Source organism: Actinomyces oricola (genome assembly GCF_004104015.1).
In the GTDB taxonomy this organism is placed as follows: Bacteria; Actinomycetota; Actinomycetes; order Actinomycetales; family Actinomycetaceae; genus Actinomyces; species Actinomyces oricola.
This window is the reverse complement of record NZ_RYFV01000013.1, coordinates 61,542-78,778: the sequence shown is the minus strand read 5'-3', so window position 1 is coordinate 78,778 and position 17,237 is coordinate 61,542. Positions and strand designations below refer to the sequence as shown.

The following is a 17,237-nucleotide window of genomic DNA, read 5'->3' as shown; positions in this document are numbered from 1 at the left end:
CAGGTTTTCTTGGTCGAAAACAACTCTGACGCACGGCTCCGCGTGCCTTCGTCTACGACACACCCACCTCCCCGCACCACTCCAACCATCTTCACCCCTCGACCCCCACTCCCAGTGAGAAAGGCTCATTTGTTAATACGGTCAGCGATTTCAGCCCTCTTGCGATCCCGGCCCCAAGGGCACGATCGCTATGCGCACAAGAACCCCGGCCCCGCCGTCTCACGCTCTCCCCGCTCGCGCCCCGCCCGCCTATGAGCGCTCCAGGTACGCCTGCGACTCCTCATCCAGGCGGCTGGCAATAGCGGCGGCGAGCGCCCGGTGCCCCCTCAGCTCGGGGTCAGCGGCAACCAACTCCTCGGCCTGGCCCCGCACCCTCGCGATCAAGGACGCATCGCGGCTGACTCGCAGCAGATCCAAGTCGCTGCTGCGCCCCGACTGGGCCGCCCCTAAGACATTGCCCTCACTGCGCAACTCCAGATCCGCCTCAGCCAGGGCGAAACCGTCCGTGGTGGAGGCGAAGGCCTTGAGCCGGTGGAACGCCGTCGAACCCACCTCCACGCCGGTGAGCGCCACGCAAATCGACTCCCGCTCACCGCGCCCCACACGCCCGCGCAGCTGGTGAAGCTGGGACAAGCCGAAGCGGTCGGCGTCAAGAATCACCATCATGGAGGCCTCCGGCACGTCCACACCAACCTCAATGACGGTGGTCGCCAGCATGATCGGCGCCCGCCCGCTAACGAACGCGGCCATGGCGGCATCCTTCTCCGCCTGGCTCATCCTTCCGGTCAAGGTCACCATGTCAATGCCGGCCAATGCGGGCTCGCCGCCCAGCCGCACCGCCCACTCCTCCACCGAGGCCAAGGGCCGCGCCGCCGCCTCCCCCGAGCGCCTGACAGCGCCTCGGGCGCCCGCGGCACCGCCCCGGGCGCCGCCCGCCAGGCCGTTCAAGGCGCCAACGCCCTCCTCCCCCGGCATGCCGTCCGCGCCCCGCGCGCCCTCCTCACCCACGTCAATCCTCGGGCACACCACATAGACGCGCCCGCCGGCGGCAACCTCCCGGGCCGCACGCCGCCACACCCCCTCAACCCAGGTGGTGCGCTCCCAGGGAACCAGGTGCGTGGTCACCGGGCTGCGCCCGGCCGGCAACTCGTCGAGGACGCTGACCGCCAGATCCCCGAAGACGGTCATGGCGATCGTGCGCGGGATCGGAGTGGCGGTCATGACCAGCAGGTGCGGGGTGCGCTCCGTGGACGCGGCCACATTGATGGAGTCCGCGCCAACGGCGGTGGAGGGCTCGAGGGCGCGCTCCCTGAGCGAGGCCGGGTCACTGACCCCGCCACGCTCACGCAGGGCGTCACGCTGCTCCACCCCGAAGCGGTGCTGCTCGTCAACCACCACCAGCCCCAAGAAGGGGATCTGTACCGTGGCGGACAGCAGAGCGTGCGTGCCCACCACGATTGCGGGCTCCCCGGCCGCCAGCTCGGCGAGGATCCGGCGGCGCGCAGGGGCAGGGGTTGAGCCGGTCAATAGGTGAACACGGGTGGCGTGCTCGGCCCCGCCGAGCATGCCGACCCCGGCCAAGGGCCCCAACAGCCGCTCCAACGAGGCGTGATGCTGGGCGGCCAGAACCTCGGTGGGGGCCAACAGCGCCGCCTGCCCGCCGTCGCCAACCACCTGAGCCATGGCGCGCAGCGCCACCACGGTCTTGCCCGAGCCCACATCGCCCTGAAGGAGGCGCTGCATGGGGACAGTGGAGTCCAGGGCCTCGGCCAACTCGCGGCCCACCCGCTCCTGCCCGGGCGTCAGGGCGAAAGGCAGGGAGGCATCCAGCTCGGCCAGCAGTGAGCCGCTGGGGAGCGGGCGCGGCCAGGCCACGGCGGTGCGACTGGCCTCGTGGCGGGCCCGCCGCTGCGCCAAGGCGGCCTGGAGGACGAAGGCCTCCTCGTAGCGCAGGCGCCGCCTGGCGGCGCGCCACTGCTCGGCATCCTCAGGGGTGTGCACCCACTGGTAGGCGGTCAAGGCGTCCACAAGGCGCTCGCGCTGCCGCAGCGCCCGCGGCAACGGGTCGGGCACGTCCTCGGGCCCCGCCTGGTCCAGGACCGTACGGACCGCCTTGGCCACCCGCCACGAGGGCAGGGCCTCGGTCCCCGGGTAGATCGGCACCGGCCGGGCCCGCAGCGCCTCGCGCTCGGCGTCGTCAAGCTCATCGAGGATCTCGAAGCGCGGGGAGACCACCTGGCGGCGCCCCTGATGGCGCCCCACCTTCCCGCTCATGAGCACCGTGGTGCCCGGGGCCAACTGGGCGGCGTAGCTCTTCATGAGCCCGACGGCGCCGAAGAGGACGACCTCCATGGTGGACGAGCCGTCGGTGACGGTGGCCTCCATGAGGGCCGGGGGGCGTCCGGAGCGGGTGCGCCGGGAGGCCGAGCGCACCACCTCGACCTGAATGGTGGCGTGCTCGCCCTCGACCAGGGTGCGCAGGTCGGTCAACTCGCCCCAGGTGTCGTAGCGGCGCGGCAGATACCGCAGCAGGTCGCCGCCAGTGCTCAAGCCCTGCTTGGCCAACTGGCCGGCGGTGCGCTTCCCCAACAGCCTCTCCAGGGGCCGCTCCAGCAGCGGCACCGCGCCCCTAGGTGCGCTCATGGCGTCCTCATTCGATGGCGAGCAAGACATCAGGGGCCGGCTGGCCGCCGGCGTGGACGACCACCTCCACCGGGTTCCACCGCGATGCCTGGGCCGCGGCCTCGGCCGCCAGGGCCCCGACGTCGGGCAGGGCGTCGCGCCCCAGGATAATGGTGAGGAGTTCGTCGTCGTCGCGCAGTAGCCCCACCACGGTGCGGGTGACGGCCTCCGCCTCCCCGTCGGGACCGCTCAAGGCCAGGGTGCGTATGCCCGCGGCGGCCCGCCAGGCGCGCCGGGCCAAGTCGGAGAGCCGGTCGCCCTGGCGCTGGTCGGTGACAGCGACGGCGGCGGCCAGGACCCGGGCTTCGTCGTCGGTGTCGCACACGAGGAGCTGAACCCCCTCAGGGGTCTGCTCGCTGCGGTGCGGGGCGGGGGCGGCCCCGGCGGGGGCGGCCACAGTGGAGACGACGGCGCGCGCGGCCAGGGCCCGGGCGGCCTCATGGGCCTGGCCGGTGGAGGCGGCGTCGCAGGGCAGGACAATCGCCTCGGCCAGCCCCAAGTCGCCGGCGGCGCGCACAATCCCCTCCCGCTCCGGGTTGAGGACGACGACGGCGCCGGTGCGGGCCAACTGCTCAATGAGGCCGGGCGCGCGGGTGCAGGCGATCACCCCGATGCGCCCCGTCTCCAGGCGCGTCCGCCCTGCGGGCCGCGGGTATCCGCCCGGGGGGGCGTCCCCCTGGGAAGGGTGGGTGCTCATGGCCCGGTGGCGGCGCTCGGTGCGCTCAGCACGCTTGGCCGCCAGGCGCTCCAGGGAAACCACGTGCCCGGCCCCCTCTGCGCTGCGCGCGGCGTCCCAGGGCAGGGGCGGCTCGTCGTGGGCCAGGACCAGCGGCGTGGGGTGAAGGTGGTGGACGCAGATCTGGCGCGCCCGCCCCCCGCGCGGCAGGGCGGCGCGCGGGGTGTCGGTGTGGACGTGCACCTGGTAGAGGCCCACGCCCAAGGCGTCGGGCGTGCCGACCACGCCCACCGAGTCCCCAACGTCCTCCAGGCGGCTGCGCAGCGCGGCCGCCTGGGCGGCGGTGGCCTCCAGGAGGTACATGACCTCGAACTCCCCGGTGGAGGCCCCCGCCACCTCACCCGATGGGAGCCCCTGGTGGGGGACGCCCCTGACGGCGAGCTCGGAGAGCATCTGGCAGGCGACATCGCACAGGGGCGACGGGGCGGGCGCGCCCGGGACGGCTTGGGGATCAGGCGTTGCCGGGGCGTCGGGGCCCTCGCCGTCGCCGGCGTCCACGGTGTCGCTCAGGGCCGTCAGCAGCAGCATGAAGGCGGCGCCCCCGGCGTCAACGGGCCCGTGCCCCAGGCCCCCGGTCTCGACCACGCTCTCCTGGGCGCCGAAGGTCGCGGCAGCCGCCACCGAGGAGATCGTGGCGGGTGCGGTTCCATCGGACTCCTGAAGTGCGACGGCGGCAGCGGCCGCGGCGTCGTGGGCGACAGTGAGCAGCGTGCCCGTCACGGGCCGGGAGACCGCGGCCCAGGTGGTCGAGGCCATGCGCTCGTAGGAGCGCACGAGCTCCACGGGGCGCAGGCCGGCCGGGTCCGGGGCCTCAGCGCAAACATCGGCCAGGGCGGCCAGGGCCTGGGACACCAGGAGGCCGGAGTTCCCGCGGGCCCCGCGCACGGCGCCGTCGGCGGCGGCGCGAGTGGTTTGAGCCACGTCGGCGCCGGCGGGCAGCAGGACCAGGGCGTCAGAGGCCGAGCGCAGGGTGAGCAGAACATTGGTCCCGGTGTCCGCGTCGGGGACAGGAAAGACATTGAGGGAGTCGACCAGGGCGCGAGTGCGTTCGGCGATAGCCACGGCCAGGCGCAGCCAGCGCCGCACCAGTGCGGCGTCCAGGACGACGTCAGTTGCGCGCTTCCCTGTGCGGCCCCGGGCCATGTCACCTCCAGCGTACTCGGGCGGAGAGCGGATGCCCCCGCCCCACACTCCAGGCTACCCGGAGCCCGGCGGCGGGGGCGGCGTGTGCCTCACCCCACGCTCAGGGCGCTTGGGGGGAGACGGCGGCGTCCGATATTGTGTCCTGGTTGCCCGGGGCGCGTCTTCGGGCTGTGGACCTAGCGCTGGGCCGGTCCGGCTCGAGTGCTTAAGCAAGAAGATCAGGAGTGAGACCGTGGCTGCTGTGTGCGACGTCTGCGGCAAGGGCCCCATCTTCGGCAAGAGCGTCTCGCACTCCCACGTGCGGACCAACCGCCGGTGGAACCCGAATATCCAGCGCGTGCGTGCCCTCGTGAACGGTGCTCCCCGGCGCCTGAACGTGTGCACGTCCTGCCTTAAGGCCGGCAAGGTGGAGCGCAACATCTGAGCGCACCCCGCCATCCAGGCTGCTGAGGCCGTCGTCCTGCGGGGCGGCGGTCTTCGTGTACTCGGCCGGGGCGCGGTTCAAGAGCGCCGGGCGAAGTGGTCCCAGCCCAAGTCGGTCGGCTCACGCCCACCGACCAGCACTCCCGCCCCCTCCCCCGGGGCCACCTCACGTACCCGGCCAATGATCCTGGCGGCGGGCACCGCCGCCACCGCCCCCGCCGGTACGGCGGCGAGCATGCCGTGGTCCTCCCCTCCGGTGAGCACCCAGTCTCGGGCCATGCCGAGGGCCTCCTCCGTGTTGGACGACCCCACCAACAGGGTGGCCACCGGCGCCAGGGCCCTCATGTCAGCACCCAGGCAGGCCCCGGGGGCGGTGGGCTCCTCCAGGTCAATGACCACCCCGCTGGCCCGGGCCATGCGCCCGCAGTCGCGCAGCAAGGAGTCCGAGACGTCCATCATGGCGCTGGCCCCGGCCCGGGCCAGCGCCGGCCCGGCCTCCAGGGGCGGCTCAGGGGCGCGGAAAAGGCTGATGAAGCAGGAAGCGGCGTCCTGCGGGGAGGCGCCATCGGCGTCCTCGGCGGTGTGGGGCTCGACCACCCCGGCGCTCAGCAGGGCCAAGCCGGCGGCGCTGCGCCCCAGGTTCCCGGCGTGCACAACAATGTCGCCCGGCCTGGCCCCACTGCGCAGAACCGGTCTGCGGCCCTCCAAGTCCCCGTGGGCGGTGACCGCGACCACCACCTGCTCACCGGCGCTGAGGTCCCCGCCGACGACTCCCGCCCCGCACGGCGCGCAGCCCCGGGCCAAGCCTCGCACCAGGCCGTGCACCCACCCCAGCGTGGTCGTGGCCGGCAGCACCAAACTGACGACCAGGGCCACCGGGCGGGCGCCCATGGCCGCGACATCAGCGAGGTTCTGGGCGGCGGCGCGCGCACCAATGTCCTCGGCGCTGGACCACTCCAGGCGGAAGTGGTGGCCTTCGACGAGCACGTCGGTGCTCACGCAGTAGCGCCTGTCGGGGGCGGTCAGCACTGCGCAGTCGTCCCCCGGCCCGATGAGGGTGCGGTCGCCGGCGGGCAGCAGGGGCGCGAAGGTGTCAATGAGCGCGTCCTCGCCGAGCTCGCCCACCGTCACATGCTCGCAGGGCCGGGGCATTAGCGGTTGACGTCCGCGCGGCGTTCCAGGGCGAGCTCAATAAGCTCGGTGACGAGCTCGGTGTAGGTCATGCCCGAAACCTGCCACATGTAGGGGTACATGGAGAAGGGGGTGAAGCCCGGCATGGTGTTGACCTCGTTGACAATGGCCTGTCCGGTCTCGGTGAGGAAGAAGTCCACGCGGGTCAGGCCCTCAGCGCCCAGGGCCTCGAAGGAGCGGGCCGCCAAGTCCATGAGGAGCTCGCGTTCGGCGGCGCCAATGCGAGCGGGGCAGACCATGGCCACGGCGTCGTGGGCCAGGTATTTGGTCTCATAGTCGTAGAACTCGCCCGCGCCGTGGGCGGCGTCCATGACGATCTCGCCGGGCTCGGCCACCCGCGGGCGCTCGTCGCCGCGCCCGCCCAGGACAGCGACCTCGATCTCGCGGCCGAAGACCCCGGACTCGACGAGCACCTTGGGGTCCACGGCACGGGCGGTCTCAATGGCGGCGGCGAGCCCGGCCGGCTCATTGACCTTGGTGATGCCCAGGGAGGAGCCGGCCCGGGAGGGCTTGACGAACAGCGGGTAGTCCAGGACCCGGCAGGCCTCCAAGACCGCCTGCGGGTTGCGCCTCCAGGCGTGGGCGTCAACCAGGACGTGCTTGGCGGTGGGAATGCCGGCGGCGTTCAGGAGCACCTTGGTGACCTGCTTATCCATGCCCGCGGCGCTGGCGAGAACACCGCAACCCACGTAGCGGGTGCCGAGCATCTCCAGCATGCCCTGAAGGGTGCCGTCCTCGCCGTAGGGGCCGTGCAGGAGCGGCAGGACGACGTCGACGGCCCCCAGGACGTCGGGGCCGGCGGGGGTGGCGGCAGTCAGGATGCCATCGCCGGGCCTCATGGTGAGCTGCCCGCGACCAAGCCCCTCAACGGTGATCTCGACCGGCGGTTCGCCGTCGCGCAGTTCCAGGGCGGCGGGGTCGTCGTCGACGAGCACCCACTGCCCCCGCTTGGTAATGCCAATGGGCAGGATCTCGTAGCGGTCGCGGTCAATGGCGGACAGGACCCCGGCGGCGGTGGCGCAGGAGATCGTGTGCTCGCCACTGCGCCCGCCGAAGACGACGGCGACCCGCGGCCTTGACCTGGGGCCCGCCTGGGCGGGGGGTGCATCGGTGTCCTGGTCGGGGGCGGTGGGGGCGTCGTTCATGGGGCTCACGCTACCGCCGCCGGTGGGCCCTCAGGCGATGGGGGCGGCGTTGATGCCCTCAGACTTACGGGGTCGCGACAGCAGGGCGTCAGTGACCTCGGTGATGGTGGCCCCTCCCTCGACGACGGCGACCACCCCGGCAGTGATCGGCATCTCGACGCCGTGGGCGGTAGCGAGGTCCAACACCGCCCGCGCCGACCTCGCGCCCTCGGCCACACCACGGGAGGCCGCGGCGGCCTCCGCCACGCTCATCCCCTCGCCCAGGCGGCGGCCGAAGCACTGATTGCGCGACAGCGGGGAGGAGCAGGTGGCCACCAGGTCGCCCAGGCCCGCCAGCCCCGAGAAGGTCTCCGGGCGGGCGCCGAGCGCGAGCCCGAGCCGGGTGATCTCCACCAGGCCGCGGGTAATAATGGTCGCTTTCGAGTTGTCCCCGAAACCGCGCCCGGCGGCAATACCCACAGCCAGGGCAATGACGTTCTTGACCGCACCGCACAGCTCCACTCCCAGAACATCGGTGTTGGTGTAGGGGCGGAAGGTGGTGGTGGCGCAGCAGGCGGCCACGCGGGCGGCGGTCTCCTCGTCCTGGGCGGCCACCACCGTGGCGGTGGGTTGTCCGGCGGCGATCTCATCGGCCAGGTTGGGCCCGGAAACGACGACGACGCGCTCGGGGCCAAGACGCAGCGCCTCGGCGAGGACCTCGCTCATGCGCATGCCCGTGCCCAGCTCGACGCCCTTCATGAGGGACACGGCCACCGCATCCTCACGCAGGCCCCCCGCCAGGGGGGTCAGGACCGCCCGCGCGGTCTGGGAGGGCACGGCCACGACAACGAGTTGAGCCGGTGCTGTGGCCGCCGGCAGGTCCGTGGTGGCCGTGATCAGGGGCGGCAGCTCCAAATCAGCCACATAGCGCCTGTTGGAGCCGGCATTAATCTCCTCGGCGATCTGGGCGCGCCGCGCCCAGATGGTGGTGGGGATGCCGGTCTGGGCCAAGAGGCAGGCGAAGGTGGTTCCCCAGGCGCCCGATCCAATGACTGCCGCCCTCATGCCGGCACCTCCGGAGCGCTGTCGCCGGGCAGGTCCGCGCCGCCGCTCCCACCGGCGCCGGGGTCCTTCGAGGCGGCCTCGTCAACCGACTCCCGCGCCGTGGGGTCGGCCTCCTGCGGGGCCGGGTCGGGTCTGCGCACACCGATCTTGCCCTTGCCCGGGTCGCCGTCGTAGTGCATGTCAAAGGGGCGGGGGGCCTTCTCCCCCCGGATTTCCTCGACCAGGACGGTAATGGCCCTCATAATCTCCGCGGTGCACTGGCGCACGGCCCGGCGGTCGGAGATATCGCGCCCGAAACGAGACAGGTCCAGGGGCGGGCCCACACGGATCTCCACGCGCTTGCGCGGCACGGGGCGGAGCCTCTTGGAGTACGTGTCCAAGATGGTGTGAGCCCCCCACTGGCCCATGGGCACCACGGGAACGCCAGTGGTCATGGCCAGTCGGGCGGCGCCCGTCTTGCCGGTCATGGGCCACTTGAGCGGATCGCGCGAGAGCGTCCCCTCGGGGAAGACCATAATGACGCCGCCCTCGTGCAGCACCTTCTCCGCGGCGGCCAGGGAGTTGGAGGCCTTGTCAGTGGCCCGTTGGACCGGGATCTGGCCGCCGGCGCGCAGGATGGAGCCGAGGACCGGCACCTTGAAGAGCGTGGACTTGGCCAGGGAGTACACCGGGATGTCAACATCGACCAGGGCGCGCATGGCGGTGAGCGAATCCAGGTCGCTTAAGTGGTTGGCCACGGCGATGAAACCGCCGGTGGGCGGGAAGTATTCGGTTCCCTGGACGTGCTGCTTCGAGACGGCCTTGAGGAAGGGGATGATTGCCCCGCGTGCGGCGAAGCGGTAGAACGGGCTCATCGGGCGTGTGGTCTGCACACGTGAAGCCTAATCGCTGCGCCGCACCTGGCTGTAGTCATCGCCGGCGGCACTCACTTGGGCGGCCCCGGGCCGCCCCGGGTCGCCGGGCCCGGTCAGACCAGGCGGGTGACGGCGGCGTCGAGGGCCTTGAGCTTGGACATGAAGTGCTCGTAGCCGCGGTCAATGAGGTTAATGCCCTCGACGTGGCTGGTCCCCTCGGCGGCCAGGGCGGCAATGAGGTGGGAGAAGCCCCCGCGCAGGTCGGGCACGACAATGTCGGCCCCGCGCAGGGGGGTGGGCCCGGAGACCACGGCGGAGTGGTAGAAGTTGCGCTGCCCGAAGCGGCAGGCCGAGCCGCCCAGGCACTCGCGGTAGACCTGAATGGTGGCGCCCATCTTGCGCAGCGCTTTAGTGAAACCGAAACGGTTCTCGTAGACGGTTTCATGGACGATCGACAAACCGCCGGCCTGGGTGAGGGCCACGACCAGGGGCTGCTGCCAGTCGGTCATAAAACCGGGATGGACATTCGTCTCCACCACAATGGAGTGCAGGTCCCCGCCGGGATGGTAGAAGCGGATGCCGTCATCGGTGACGTCGAAAGCACCACCGACCTTGCGGAAGAAGTTGAGGAATGTGGTCATGTCCCCCTGGTGGGCGCCGCGCACGAAGACGTCGCCGCGGGTGGCCAGGGCCGCCGCGGCCCAGGATCCGGTCTCAATGCGGTCCGGCAGGGCGCGGTGGTTATAGCCGGCGAGTTCGTCAACGCCCTCGACGTGGATGGTGCGGTCGGTGTCCACCGAGATAATGGCGCCCATCTTCTGCAGCACGTCGACCAGGTCGAGGATCTCGGGCTCGACGGCCGCCCCGCGCAGTTCAGTCAGGCCCTCGGCGCGCACGGCCGTCAGCAGGGTCTGCTCAGTGGCCCCCACGCTGGGGAAGGGCAGCTCAATGACCGTGCCGTGCAGGCCCTCGGGGGCGGACATGCGGATGCCGCCCTCGAGCTTGTCAATGGTGGCCCCGAAGGTTCGCAGGATCTCCAGGTGGTAGTCGATGGGGCGGTCACCAATGCGGCAGCCGCCCAGGTCCGGGATGAAGGCCTCCCCCAGGCGGTGGAGCAATGGCCCGCAGAAGAGAATCGGAATGCGCGAGCTGCCGGCGTGGGCGTCAATATCGGCCATATGGGCGGTCTCGACTCGGGAGGGGTCGAGCTGGAGGATCCCCTCGTCCTGGTCATAGTCGATGCACACCCCGTGGAGGCTGAGCAGTCCGGAGACGACGTCGACATCGCGAATGAGGGGAACGTTGCGCAGTACTGAGGGGGTGGTGCCCAGCAGGGCGGCGACCATGGCCTTGGGAACCAGGTTCTTGGCCCCGCGCACGGTGATCTCACCGTTGAGGGGGCGTCCGCCCTCAACCTTCAGCAGACCGTCGACCATGGGTACCTCCGTAGTGCTCGGGTGCGGGTGCACGCCTGGCTGTGCTGTGCCCAGGACTCGTCGCAGGGCCGTCCCAGCATAGGCGGGGGCCCGCCTTCGAGGTGGCGGCTCAATGCGCCAGGAGCGAAGGGGCGGTGGGATGCGCCTCATTCCACCCCGAGGCTTGGGGCGGGGGCGCGAGCGGGGCCTCAGGGCCGGGGCATGTCGGCGGCGCGCGCCGGCACAACCTTCTCCTTGGGCAGGTGCCGCGCCGGGAGGGTGGCCGGCTTGTAGGCGGGGCGGGCGGCCTCGTAGGCGGCGATCTCCTCCTCATGCTGGAGAGTCAGGGAGATGTCGTCCAGGCCCTCCATGAGCGTGTAGCGCACGTAGTCGTCAATCTGGAAGGTGGTGCGCAGCCCCCCGGCCTCGACAGTGCGCGCCTGGAGGTCCACAGTCACCTCGGCGCCGGGCTCGGTCTCCAGGATCTTCCACAGCTGCTCGCAGTCCTCCTGGGTAATGACGCCGGCCACCAGCCCCTGCTTGCCGGCGTTGCCGCGGAAGATGTCGGCGAAGCGGGGGGCCAGAACCACCTTGAAGCCGTAGTCCTTCAAGGCCCACACGGCGTGCTCGCGCGAGGAGCCGGTGCCGAAGTCGGGGCCGGCCACGAGCACGGAGGCGCGCTTGTAGGCGTCCTGGTTGAGGATGAAGTCGGCCTCCCCGGAGCGCCACGAGGCGAACAGGGCGTCCTCGAAGCCGGTGCGGGTGATGCGCTTGAGGTAGACGGCCGGGATGATCTGGTCGGTGTCGACGGCGCTGCGGCGCAGCGGGGCGCCGATTCCAGTGTGCCGAATGAACTTGTCCATGACGGTGCTCCTTCCTCGCCGCTCAGGCGGCGGCACCGGCCGAGACCGGGGGCAGGTCGGCGGGGGTGGACAGGGTTCCGCGCACGGCGGTGGCCGCGGCCACGACCGGCGAAACCAGATGGGTGCGTCCGCCCTTGCCCTGACGGCCCTCGAAGTTGCGGTTCGATGTGGAGGCCGAGCGCTCGCCGGGCGTGAGCTTGTCGGGGTTCATGGCCAGGCACATGGAGCAGCCGGCATTGCGCCACTCGGCGCCGAATGCGGTGAAGACCTCGTCCAGGCCCTCGGCTTCGGCCTGGATGCGGATACGGGCGGAGGCGGGCACCACCAGCATGCGCACCCCCGGCGCCTTGGTGCGGCCGCGCACCACCTCGGCGGCGGCGCGCAGGTCTTCAATGCGCCCATTGGTGCAGCTGCCCAGAAAGACGGTGTCAACCTTGATGTCGCGCAGGGGCGTGCCGGGGGTCAGGTCCATGTACTCCAGGGCGCGCTCAGCGGCGCGGCGCTGGGTTTCGTCGGCGAAGTCCTCGGGGTCGGGGACGGCCCCCGAAATGGGCAGGCCCTGGCCGGGATTGGTGCCCCAGGTGACGAAGGGCTCAATGTCCTCGGCCTGAAGGACGACCTCGGTGTCGAAGACGGCATCATCGTCGGTGCGCAGAGAGGTCCAGTACTCCACCGCGGCGTCCCAGTCCGCGCCGACGGGGGCGTGCGGGCGGCCGGCGAGGTAGTCGAAGGTGGTCTGGTCGGGGGCGATCATGCCGGCGCGGGCGCCGCCCTCAATGCTCATGTTGCAGACCGTCATGCGCGCCTCCATTGAGAGCTGCTCAATGGCCCGACCACGGTACTCAATGACATGGCCCTGGGCGCCATTGGTGCCGATCTTGGCAATGATGGCCAAAATAATGTCCTTGGCGCCGGACCCGGCCGGGAGGTCGCCGTCAATGCGCACACTCATGGTCTTGAAGGGCGCAATGGGCAGAGTCTGGGTGGCCAGGACGTGCTCGACCTGGCTGGTGCCAATGCCGAAGGCCAGGGCCCCGAAAGCGCCGTGCGTGGACGTGTGGGAATCCCCACACACCACCGTCATGCCCGGCTGGGTCAGACCCAGCTGGGGGCCGACGGCGTGGACAATGCCCTGGTCGGCGTCGCCCAGGGGGTGCAGGCGCACCCCGAACTCGGCGCAGTTGGCGCGCAGGGTCTCAATCTGGGCGCGGCTGGTGAGGTCGGCGATGGGCAGGTCAATATCGAGGGTGGGGGTGTTGTGGTCCTCGGTGGCCAGGGTCAGGTCGGGGCGGCGGACTCTGCGGCCGGCCAGCCGCAGGCCCTCGAAAGCCTGGGGGCTGGTGACCTCGTGGACAAGGTGGAGGTCGATGTAGAGCAGGTCAGGGGCACCGTCAGCCCCCCGGGCGACGACGTGGTCCCGCCACACCTTCTCAGCGAGGGTCATTCCCATCGCGTGCGCTTCCTTTCCTCGTAGCCCCCTGGTCCGGGAGCGGGTGGTTGTGGCCCTCGTTGGCCGGCTGGTGGTCCGTGGCCGGAGCGTCGGGCACGACCCGGATGACGACACACTGTCGCTTCTGGGTCCGCAGGGTACTTGAAGTCTCATTGCCTGGGATGGCAGTATCAGATTATGGACCCATCGGTTGGCTCAGAGAGCAGCAGCGGAGTCGGCGTCATAGACAAGGCGGCGCTCGTCATGAGCGCCCTGGAGGCGGGGCCCGCCACACTGGCGCAGCTCGTGGCCTCCACCCACCTGGCCCGTCCCACGGCCCACCGTATTGCGGTGGCCCTGGAGTACCACCGGCTGGTCTCCCGGGACTCCCAGGGCCGTTTCGTCCTGGGGCCGCGCCTGAGCGAACTGGCATCCGCCGCCGGCGAGGACCACCTCCTGGCCGCCGCGGGCCCGGTGCTGGTGGCGCTGCGGGACAAGACGCACGAGTCCGCCCAGCTCTACCGCCGCCAGGGCGATGTGCGCATCTGCGTGGCCAACGCCGAGCGGCCCATTGGCCTGCGCGACTCCATCCCCGTGGGTGCCACCATGTCCATGCAGGGCGGCTCCGGAGCCCAGGTGCTGCTGGCCTGGGAAGAGCCGGATCGCCTTCACCGGGGCCTGACCGGCGCCCGGTTCAACGCCACCATGCTCTCGGCGGTCCGACGACGCGGCTGGGCGCAGTCAGTGGGTGAACGCGAGCCGGGAGTCGCCTCCGTCTCCGCCCCCGTGCGCGGCTCCAGCGGCAAGGTGATTGCCGCCATCTCAATCTCCGGCCCCATTGAGCGCATGGGCCGCCAGCCCGGGCGCGTCCACGGCACCGTGGTCATGGCCGCCGCACGCCGCCTGTCCGAGGCGCTGCGCAACTCCGACGAGGGCTGAGCACCCCATCGACGCCTATAGGCCTCCAGAGACGTCCACAGACGTCCATAGACCGTCCATAGACTCAGCCCATGCGCCGAACCCTGCTCGTCACCAACGACTTCCCGCCCGTGGTCGGGGGGATCCAGTCCTACCTGGAGGATTACGCTCGGCGACTGCCCAGCGGGGACCTGGTGGTCCTGGCCTCCACCCCTCCGGAGGGGCCCCGGGCCGCCGAGGCCTTCGACGCCACCGTGCCCTTCGAGGTGGTGCGCATGCCCACCCACGTGCTCCTGCCCACCCCCGACGTGCGCGCCCGCATGAAGCGGCTCGTTGCCGCGCGCTCCATAGAGACGGTGTGGTTCGGTGCGGCCGCCCCCCTGGGCCTGCTGGGGCGGGCCGCCAAGCGCGCGGGCGCCACGCGGGTCATTGCCACCACCCACGGCCACGAAGTCGGCTGGGGCATGGTCCCCGGCGCCCGCCAACTGCTGCGGCGCATCTTCCGGGACGCCGATGTAGTCACCTACATCTCGGATTACACCCTGGGCAGGCTGCGCCCCAGCATCCCCGAGGGCACAACCACCCTGCGCCTTCCCAGCGGCATTGATGTAGACCGCTTCCGCCCCGACCCGGTGGCGCGCGCCAAGTTGCGCGAACGCTACCGGCTGGGCGAGGACCCGACGGCGGTGTGCGTTTCGCGGCTGGTGCCGCGCAAGGGCCAGGACTCGCTCATCACTGCCTGGCCGCGCGTAGTCCGGGCCGTCCCCGCGGCGAAGCTGGTCATTGTGGGCTGGGGGCCCTACGCCAGGGATGTGGCGCTGCTGCGCCGCCGCAGCCCGGTGCGCGACTCGATCATCCTGACGGGCAAGGTCCCCGACGCGGAGTTGCCGGGGCACGTGGCCATGGGCGACCTGTTCGCCATGCCGTGCCGAACCCGTGGCAAGGGCCTGGACGTGGAGGGACTGGGCATTGTGTTCCTGGAGGCCTCGGCCGCGGGGCTGCCGGTGATCGCCGGGACCAGCGGTGGCGCCCCGGAAACGGTGGTTGAGGCGGTGACGGGCAACGTGGTCGACGGCCGCGATGAGGACGCCCTGGTGATGGCGCTGGTGCGCCAGCTCTCCGACCCGGCCCTGCGCCGGCGCATGGGCGCGGCGGGTCGTGAGCTCATGATGGAGCGATGGACCTGGCCCGGGCTCGTGACAAGCCTCATTGCGGCCATTGATGCCCGATGACAGGGCAATCGCCCCGGCACCAGGAGCGGGCCTGGACGCCGACGGGAATTGAAGAACTCGCCGAACGGGGCGGAGACCCAATCGGCCGACTCGAGTTGGCGCTGCTGGCCGCCTGGCGCCCCGACACCCTCCTGGTCCGCCCCGGGATCGAGGGCTGCGTGCTGCGAGAGCACTCGGGCATGACCAAGCGCGCCAACTCCGCGCTGGTGTTCTCCCGCACCGTCCCCGGCGGCCTGCCCGCCATCGCCGACTGGTACCGGCGGCGCGGGCTGCCGGCACTGGCCATGCTGCGGACGGACAGCCGCCCGCCGGAGTTCGCCTCGCCCACGCCCGACCCGCAGGTGCTGGTCATGACCGCCGCGGCTGGCAGGATTGCCGGCATTGCGGGCGGGATGACGGACCCGGGCCGGGGGGCCGCGGGCGTCGCGGTCATCTTGGACAGCGCGCCCGCAGAGGCCCTCATGGGCCGAACCAGCTCGCGCGCCCGCCCCTCGACCGAGCCCGGGCGGGCCCGGGACCTGGCTCGGCGCCTGCTGACCAGCGCCCCCCTCCAGGTTTTCTGCCGCACCCCAACCGGCGGCGTGGGCCGGCTCGCGGTCACCGGCGTCGATGGCATTGCGGTCATTGACGGCCTGTACGTGCCGCCCCCGGCGCGGCGCCGCGGTGAGGCCACCGCCATGATCCGGGCGCTGGCCGGGGCGGCCCTGGCCCACGGGGCGCGCACGGTGGCGCTGGAGGTCGAGGAGAACAACGCGGGGGCAATGGCGTGCTATCTCAAGGCGGGTATGCGCACCCACCACCGCCACCGCTACGTCGTCGTCACGGCGGACCACTGAGCCCGCCAACCGCCCGCACCCAGGACGCTGAACCTGTAGTCAAGCGCCGGCGGCCTCATGCGCGGCCCGCAGTTCGGCAATGGCGGTCTCAAAGTCGTCAAGGCTGCTGAAGTCGGAGTAGACGGAGGCGAAGCGGAGGTAGGCGATCTCGTCGAGTTCGCGCAGCGGCCCAAGGATGGCCAAGCCGATCTGGTGGGAGTCCACCTGGGGCTGCCCGCTGGCCCGGACGGTCTCCTCAACCTTCTGGGCCAGCACGGCCAGGTCGTCGTCGGAGACCGGGCGCCCCTGGCAGGCCCGGCGCACTCCCATAATGACCTTGTCCCGGCGAAACGGTTCGGCGACCCCGGAGCGCTTGCGCACTGAAAGACTGGCGGTCTCAATGGTGGTGAAACGGCGGCCGCACTTGGGGCACTCGCGGCGGCGCCTAATGGCGGTGCCGTCGTCAGAGGTGCGGGAGTCCACCACGCGAGAGCTTTCGTACCGGCAGAAGGGACAGTGCACGCGAGGCTCCTCCGGTCTCATCACAAGTCCTGTGTAGGAGAGTAAGGGGCCTCAGGCACGGTCGCAAGCAGCATTCGCGGTGGACACCGCACCTGCCGCCCCTACACCCCTGGGTCAGCGCACTGGGACAAGGAGGACCTGGCCGGGATGAACGGTGGAGGAGCTCAAGTCGTTGAGTTCGACAATGCCGGTCACCGTCCCGGCGACATCAGCGCTGCCCGTGGCCGAGGCGATCTCCCACAAAGACTGCCCCTGGCGCACGGTTACTGCGGTGGCCGCCGCGGGGGCGGGGCCCAAGCCCGAGGCCACAATCCCGGTCGCCACCGCAAGGACGAGCACGAATGCCAGGGCGGTCAAGGCGACAAGCGCCCGCAGGAACAGGGGGAGGCGCACCGCCGGCCCCCGCCGCACGCCGGCGGACCGAGTAGCCGCCCTTGCGCGGGTAGAGGCCGCGGACTGGGATGCGCCCTCGAATGGGGGCGCCGGGGCGGGTGCGAGCCGGGCGGCGGCACCGGGCCGTTCGAGGCCAGTATCGGCTGGAGTCCTGGCGCGCGCCGACTGCTCGCGCTCTCGGAGCAGCGCGGCGCGCACTGCGGGATGGTGAGGGGCCAGGGCCGCCAACCCGGAGAGCCGGGGGGCTGCGGGCCGGGACGATGCGCGCGGCGGGAGGGGCCGCCGAGTGAGCTCCGGCAGCGGGGCCGGCCGGGACCCGTCCCGCGGCTCCCGCACCGGGGGCGCCGTCACCAGGCGCAGATGACCTCGGCGCCGGGGCGCCCCGCCCTCGTGGGCGGAGGAAGCGGTCGGGACTCGCAGCGGGGATGAGGG

15 protein-coding genes are annotated in these 17,237 nt (G+C 71.6%); 4 read left to right on the top strand and 11 right to left on the bottom strand.

Annotation, left to right across the window (positions count from 1 at the left end; all coding sequences use genetic code 11):
* Positions 1–249 precede the first annotated feature (249 nt).
* The gene (locus EUC46_RS06905; RefSeq protein ID WP_128773454.1) at positions 250–2,601 is read right to left on the bottom strand and encodes an ATP-dependent DNA helicase RecG; all 2,352 of its coding nucleotides are present in this window, start codon (positions 2,599–2,601) and stop codon (positions 250–252) included.
* 49 nt (positions 2,602–2,650) lie between these two features.
* Positions 2,651–4,561 carry a DAK2 domain-containing protein gene (locus tag EUC46_RS06900; protein ID WP_128773445.1) on the bottom strand — a complete coding sequence of 637 codons (1,911 nt, stop codon included), beginning with the start codon at positions 4,559–4,561 and terminating at the stop codon, positions 2,651–2,653.
* 232 nt (positions 4,562–4,793) lie between these two features.
* Here EUC46_RS06900 and rpmB point away from each other — a divergent pair, with 232 nt between their 5' ends.
* Positions 4,794–4,985, top strand: coding sequence for a 50S ribosomal protein L28 (gene rpmB / locus EUC46_RS06895; protein ID WP_128773444.1), 192 nt, complete (start codon positions 4,794–4,796; stop codon positions 4,983–4,985).
* A 77-nt stretch (positions 4,986–5,062) separates the two neighbouring features.
* Here the strand turns inward: rpmB and EUC46_RS06890 are convergent, their stop codons facing one another.
* From EUC46_RS06890 to leuC, 7 genes are all read right to left on the bottom strand, one after another.
* Positions 5,063–6,136: a thiamine-phosphate kinase gene (locus EUC46_RS06890; protein ID WP_128773443.1), complete on the bottom strand. Its 1,074-nt coding sequence runs from the start codon at positions 6,134–6,136 to the stop codon at positions 5,063–5,065.
* Positions 6,136–7,320, bottom strand: a complete 1,185-nt coding sequence (locus EUC46_RS06885) for a D-alanine--D-alanine ligase family protein (protein ID WP_128773442.1) — start codon at positions 7,318–7,320, stop codon at positions 6,136–6,138. The genes EUC46_RS06890 and EUC46_RS06885 overlap by 1 nt, the downstream gene beginning before the upstream one ends.
* A 30-nt stretch (positions 7,321–7,350) precedes the next feature.
* Complete coding sequence (locus EUC46_RS06880) at positions 7,351–8,364, bottom strand: NAD(P)H-dependent glycerol-3-phosphate dehydrogenase (protein WP_128773441.1); 1,014 nt, start codon at positions 8,362–8,364, stop codon at positions 7,351–7,353.
* Positions 8,361–9,218: a lysophospholipid acyltransferase family protein gene (locus EUC46_RS06875; protein ID WP_128773453.1), complete on the bottom strand. Its 858-nt coding sequence runs from the start codon at positions 9,216–9,218 to the stop codon at positions 8,361–8,363. The genes EUC46_RS06880 and EUC46_RS06875 overlap by 4 nt, the downstream gene beginning before the upstream one ends.
* A 113-nt stretch (positions 9,219–9,331) precedes the next feature.
* The gene (gene murA / locus EUC46_RS06870; RefSeq protein WP_128773440.1) at positions 9,332–10,654 is read right to left on the bottom strand and encodes a UDP-N-acetylglucosamine 1-carboxyvinyltransferase; all 1,323 of its coding nucleotides are present in this window, start codon (positions 10,652–10,654) and stop codon (positions 9,332–9,334) included.
* Positions 10,655–10,842: 188 nt separating this feature from the next.
* The gene (leuD, locus tag EUC46_RS06865; RefSeq protein WP_128773439.1) at positions 10,843–11,496 is read right to left on the bottom strand and encodes a 3-isopropylmalate dehydratase small subunit; all 654 of its coding nucleotides are present in this window, start codon (positions 11,494–11,496) and stop codon (positions 10,843–10,845) included.
* Positions 11,497–11,518: 22 nt separating this feature from the next.
* Entirely contained in the window at positions 11,519–12,946 is a 1,428-nt protein-coding gene (leuC, locus tag EUC46_RS06860) for a 3-isopropylmalate dehydratase large subunit (protein WP_128773438.1), read from the bottom strand.
* 177 nt (positions 12,947–13,123) lie between these two features.
* Between leuC and EUC46_RS06855 the strand changes: the two genes are divergently transcribed.
* The 3 genes from EUC46_RS06855 (at position 13,124) to EUC46_RS06845 (ending at position 15,911) form a co-directional block, all read left to right on the top strand.
* Positions 13,124–13,864 (top strand): IclR family transcriptional regulator, encoded by a 741-nt coding sequence (locus EUC46_RS06855; RefSeq protein WP_128773437.1) that lies wholly within the window; start codon positions 13,124–13,126, stop codon positions 13,862–13,864.
* Positions 13,865–13,935: 71 nt separating this feature from the next.
* Positions 13,936–15,075 (top strand): glycosyltransferase family 4 protein, encoded by a 1,140-nt coding sequence (locus EUC46_RS06850; protein ID WP_128773436.1) that lies wholly within the window; start codon positions 13,936–13,938, stop codon positions 15,073–15,075.
* Complete coding sequence (locus EUC46_RS06845) at positions 15,072–15,911, top strand: GNAT family N-acetyltransferase (protein WP_128773435.1); 840 nt, start codon at positions 15,072–15,074, stop codon at positions 15,909–15,911. The genes EUC46_RS06850 and EUC46_RS06845 overlap by 4 nt, the downstream gene beginning before the upstream one ends.
* A 39-nt stretch (positions 15,912–15,950) precedes the next feature.
* On the opposite strand, the gene nrdR is transcribed toward EUC46_RS06845, so the two are convergent.
* Both nrdR and EUC46_RS13015 read right to left on the bottom strand, forming a co-directional pair.
* Positions 15,951–16,412 carry a transcriptional regulator NrdR gene (gene nrdR, locus EUC46_RS06840; protein WP_128773434.1) on the bottom strand — a complete coding sequence of 154 codons (462 nt, stop codon included), beginning with the start codon at positions 16,410–16,412 and terminating at the stop codon, positions 15,951–15,953.
* A gap of 114 nt (positions 16,413–16,526) precedes the next feature.
* Positions 16,527–16,805, bottom strand: coding sequence for a LysM peptidoglycan-binding domain-containing protein (locus EUC46_RS13015; protein ID WP_241655449.1), 279 nt, complete (start codon positions 16,803–16,805; stop codon positions 16,527–16,529).
* Between the last annotated feature and the right edge of the window lie 432 nt (positions 16,806–17,237).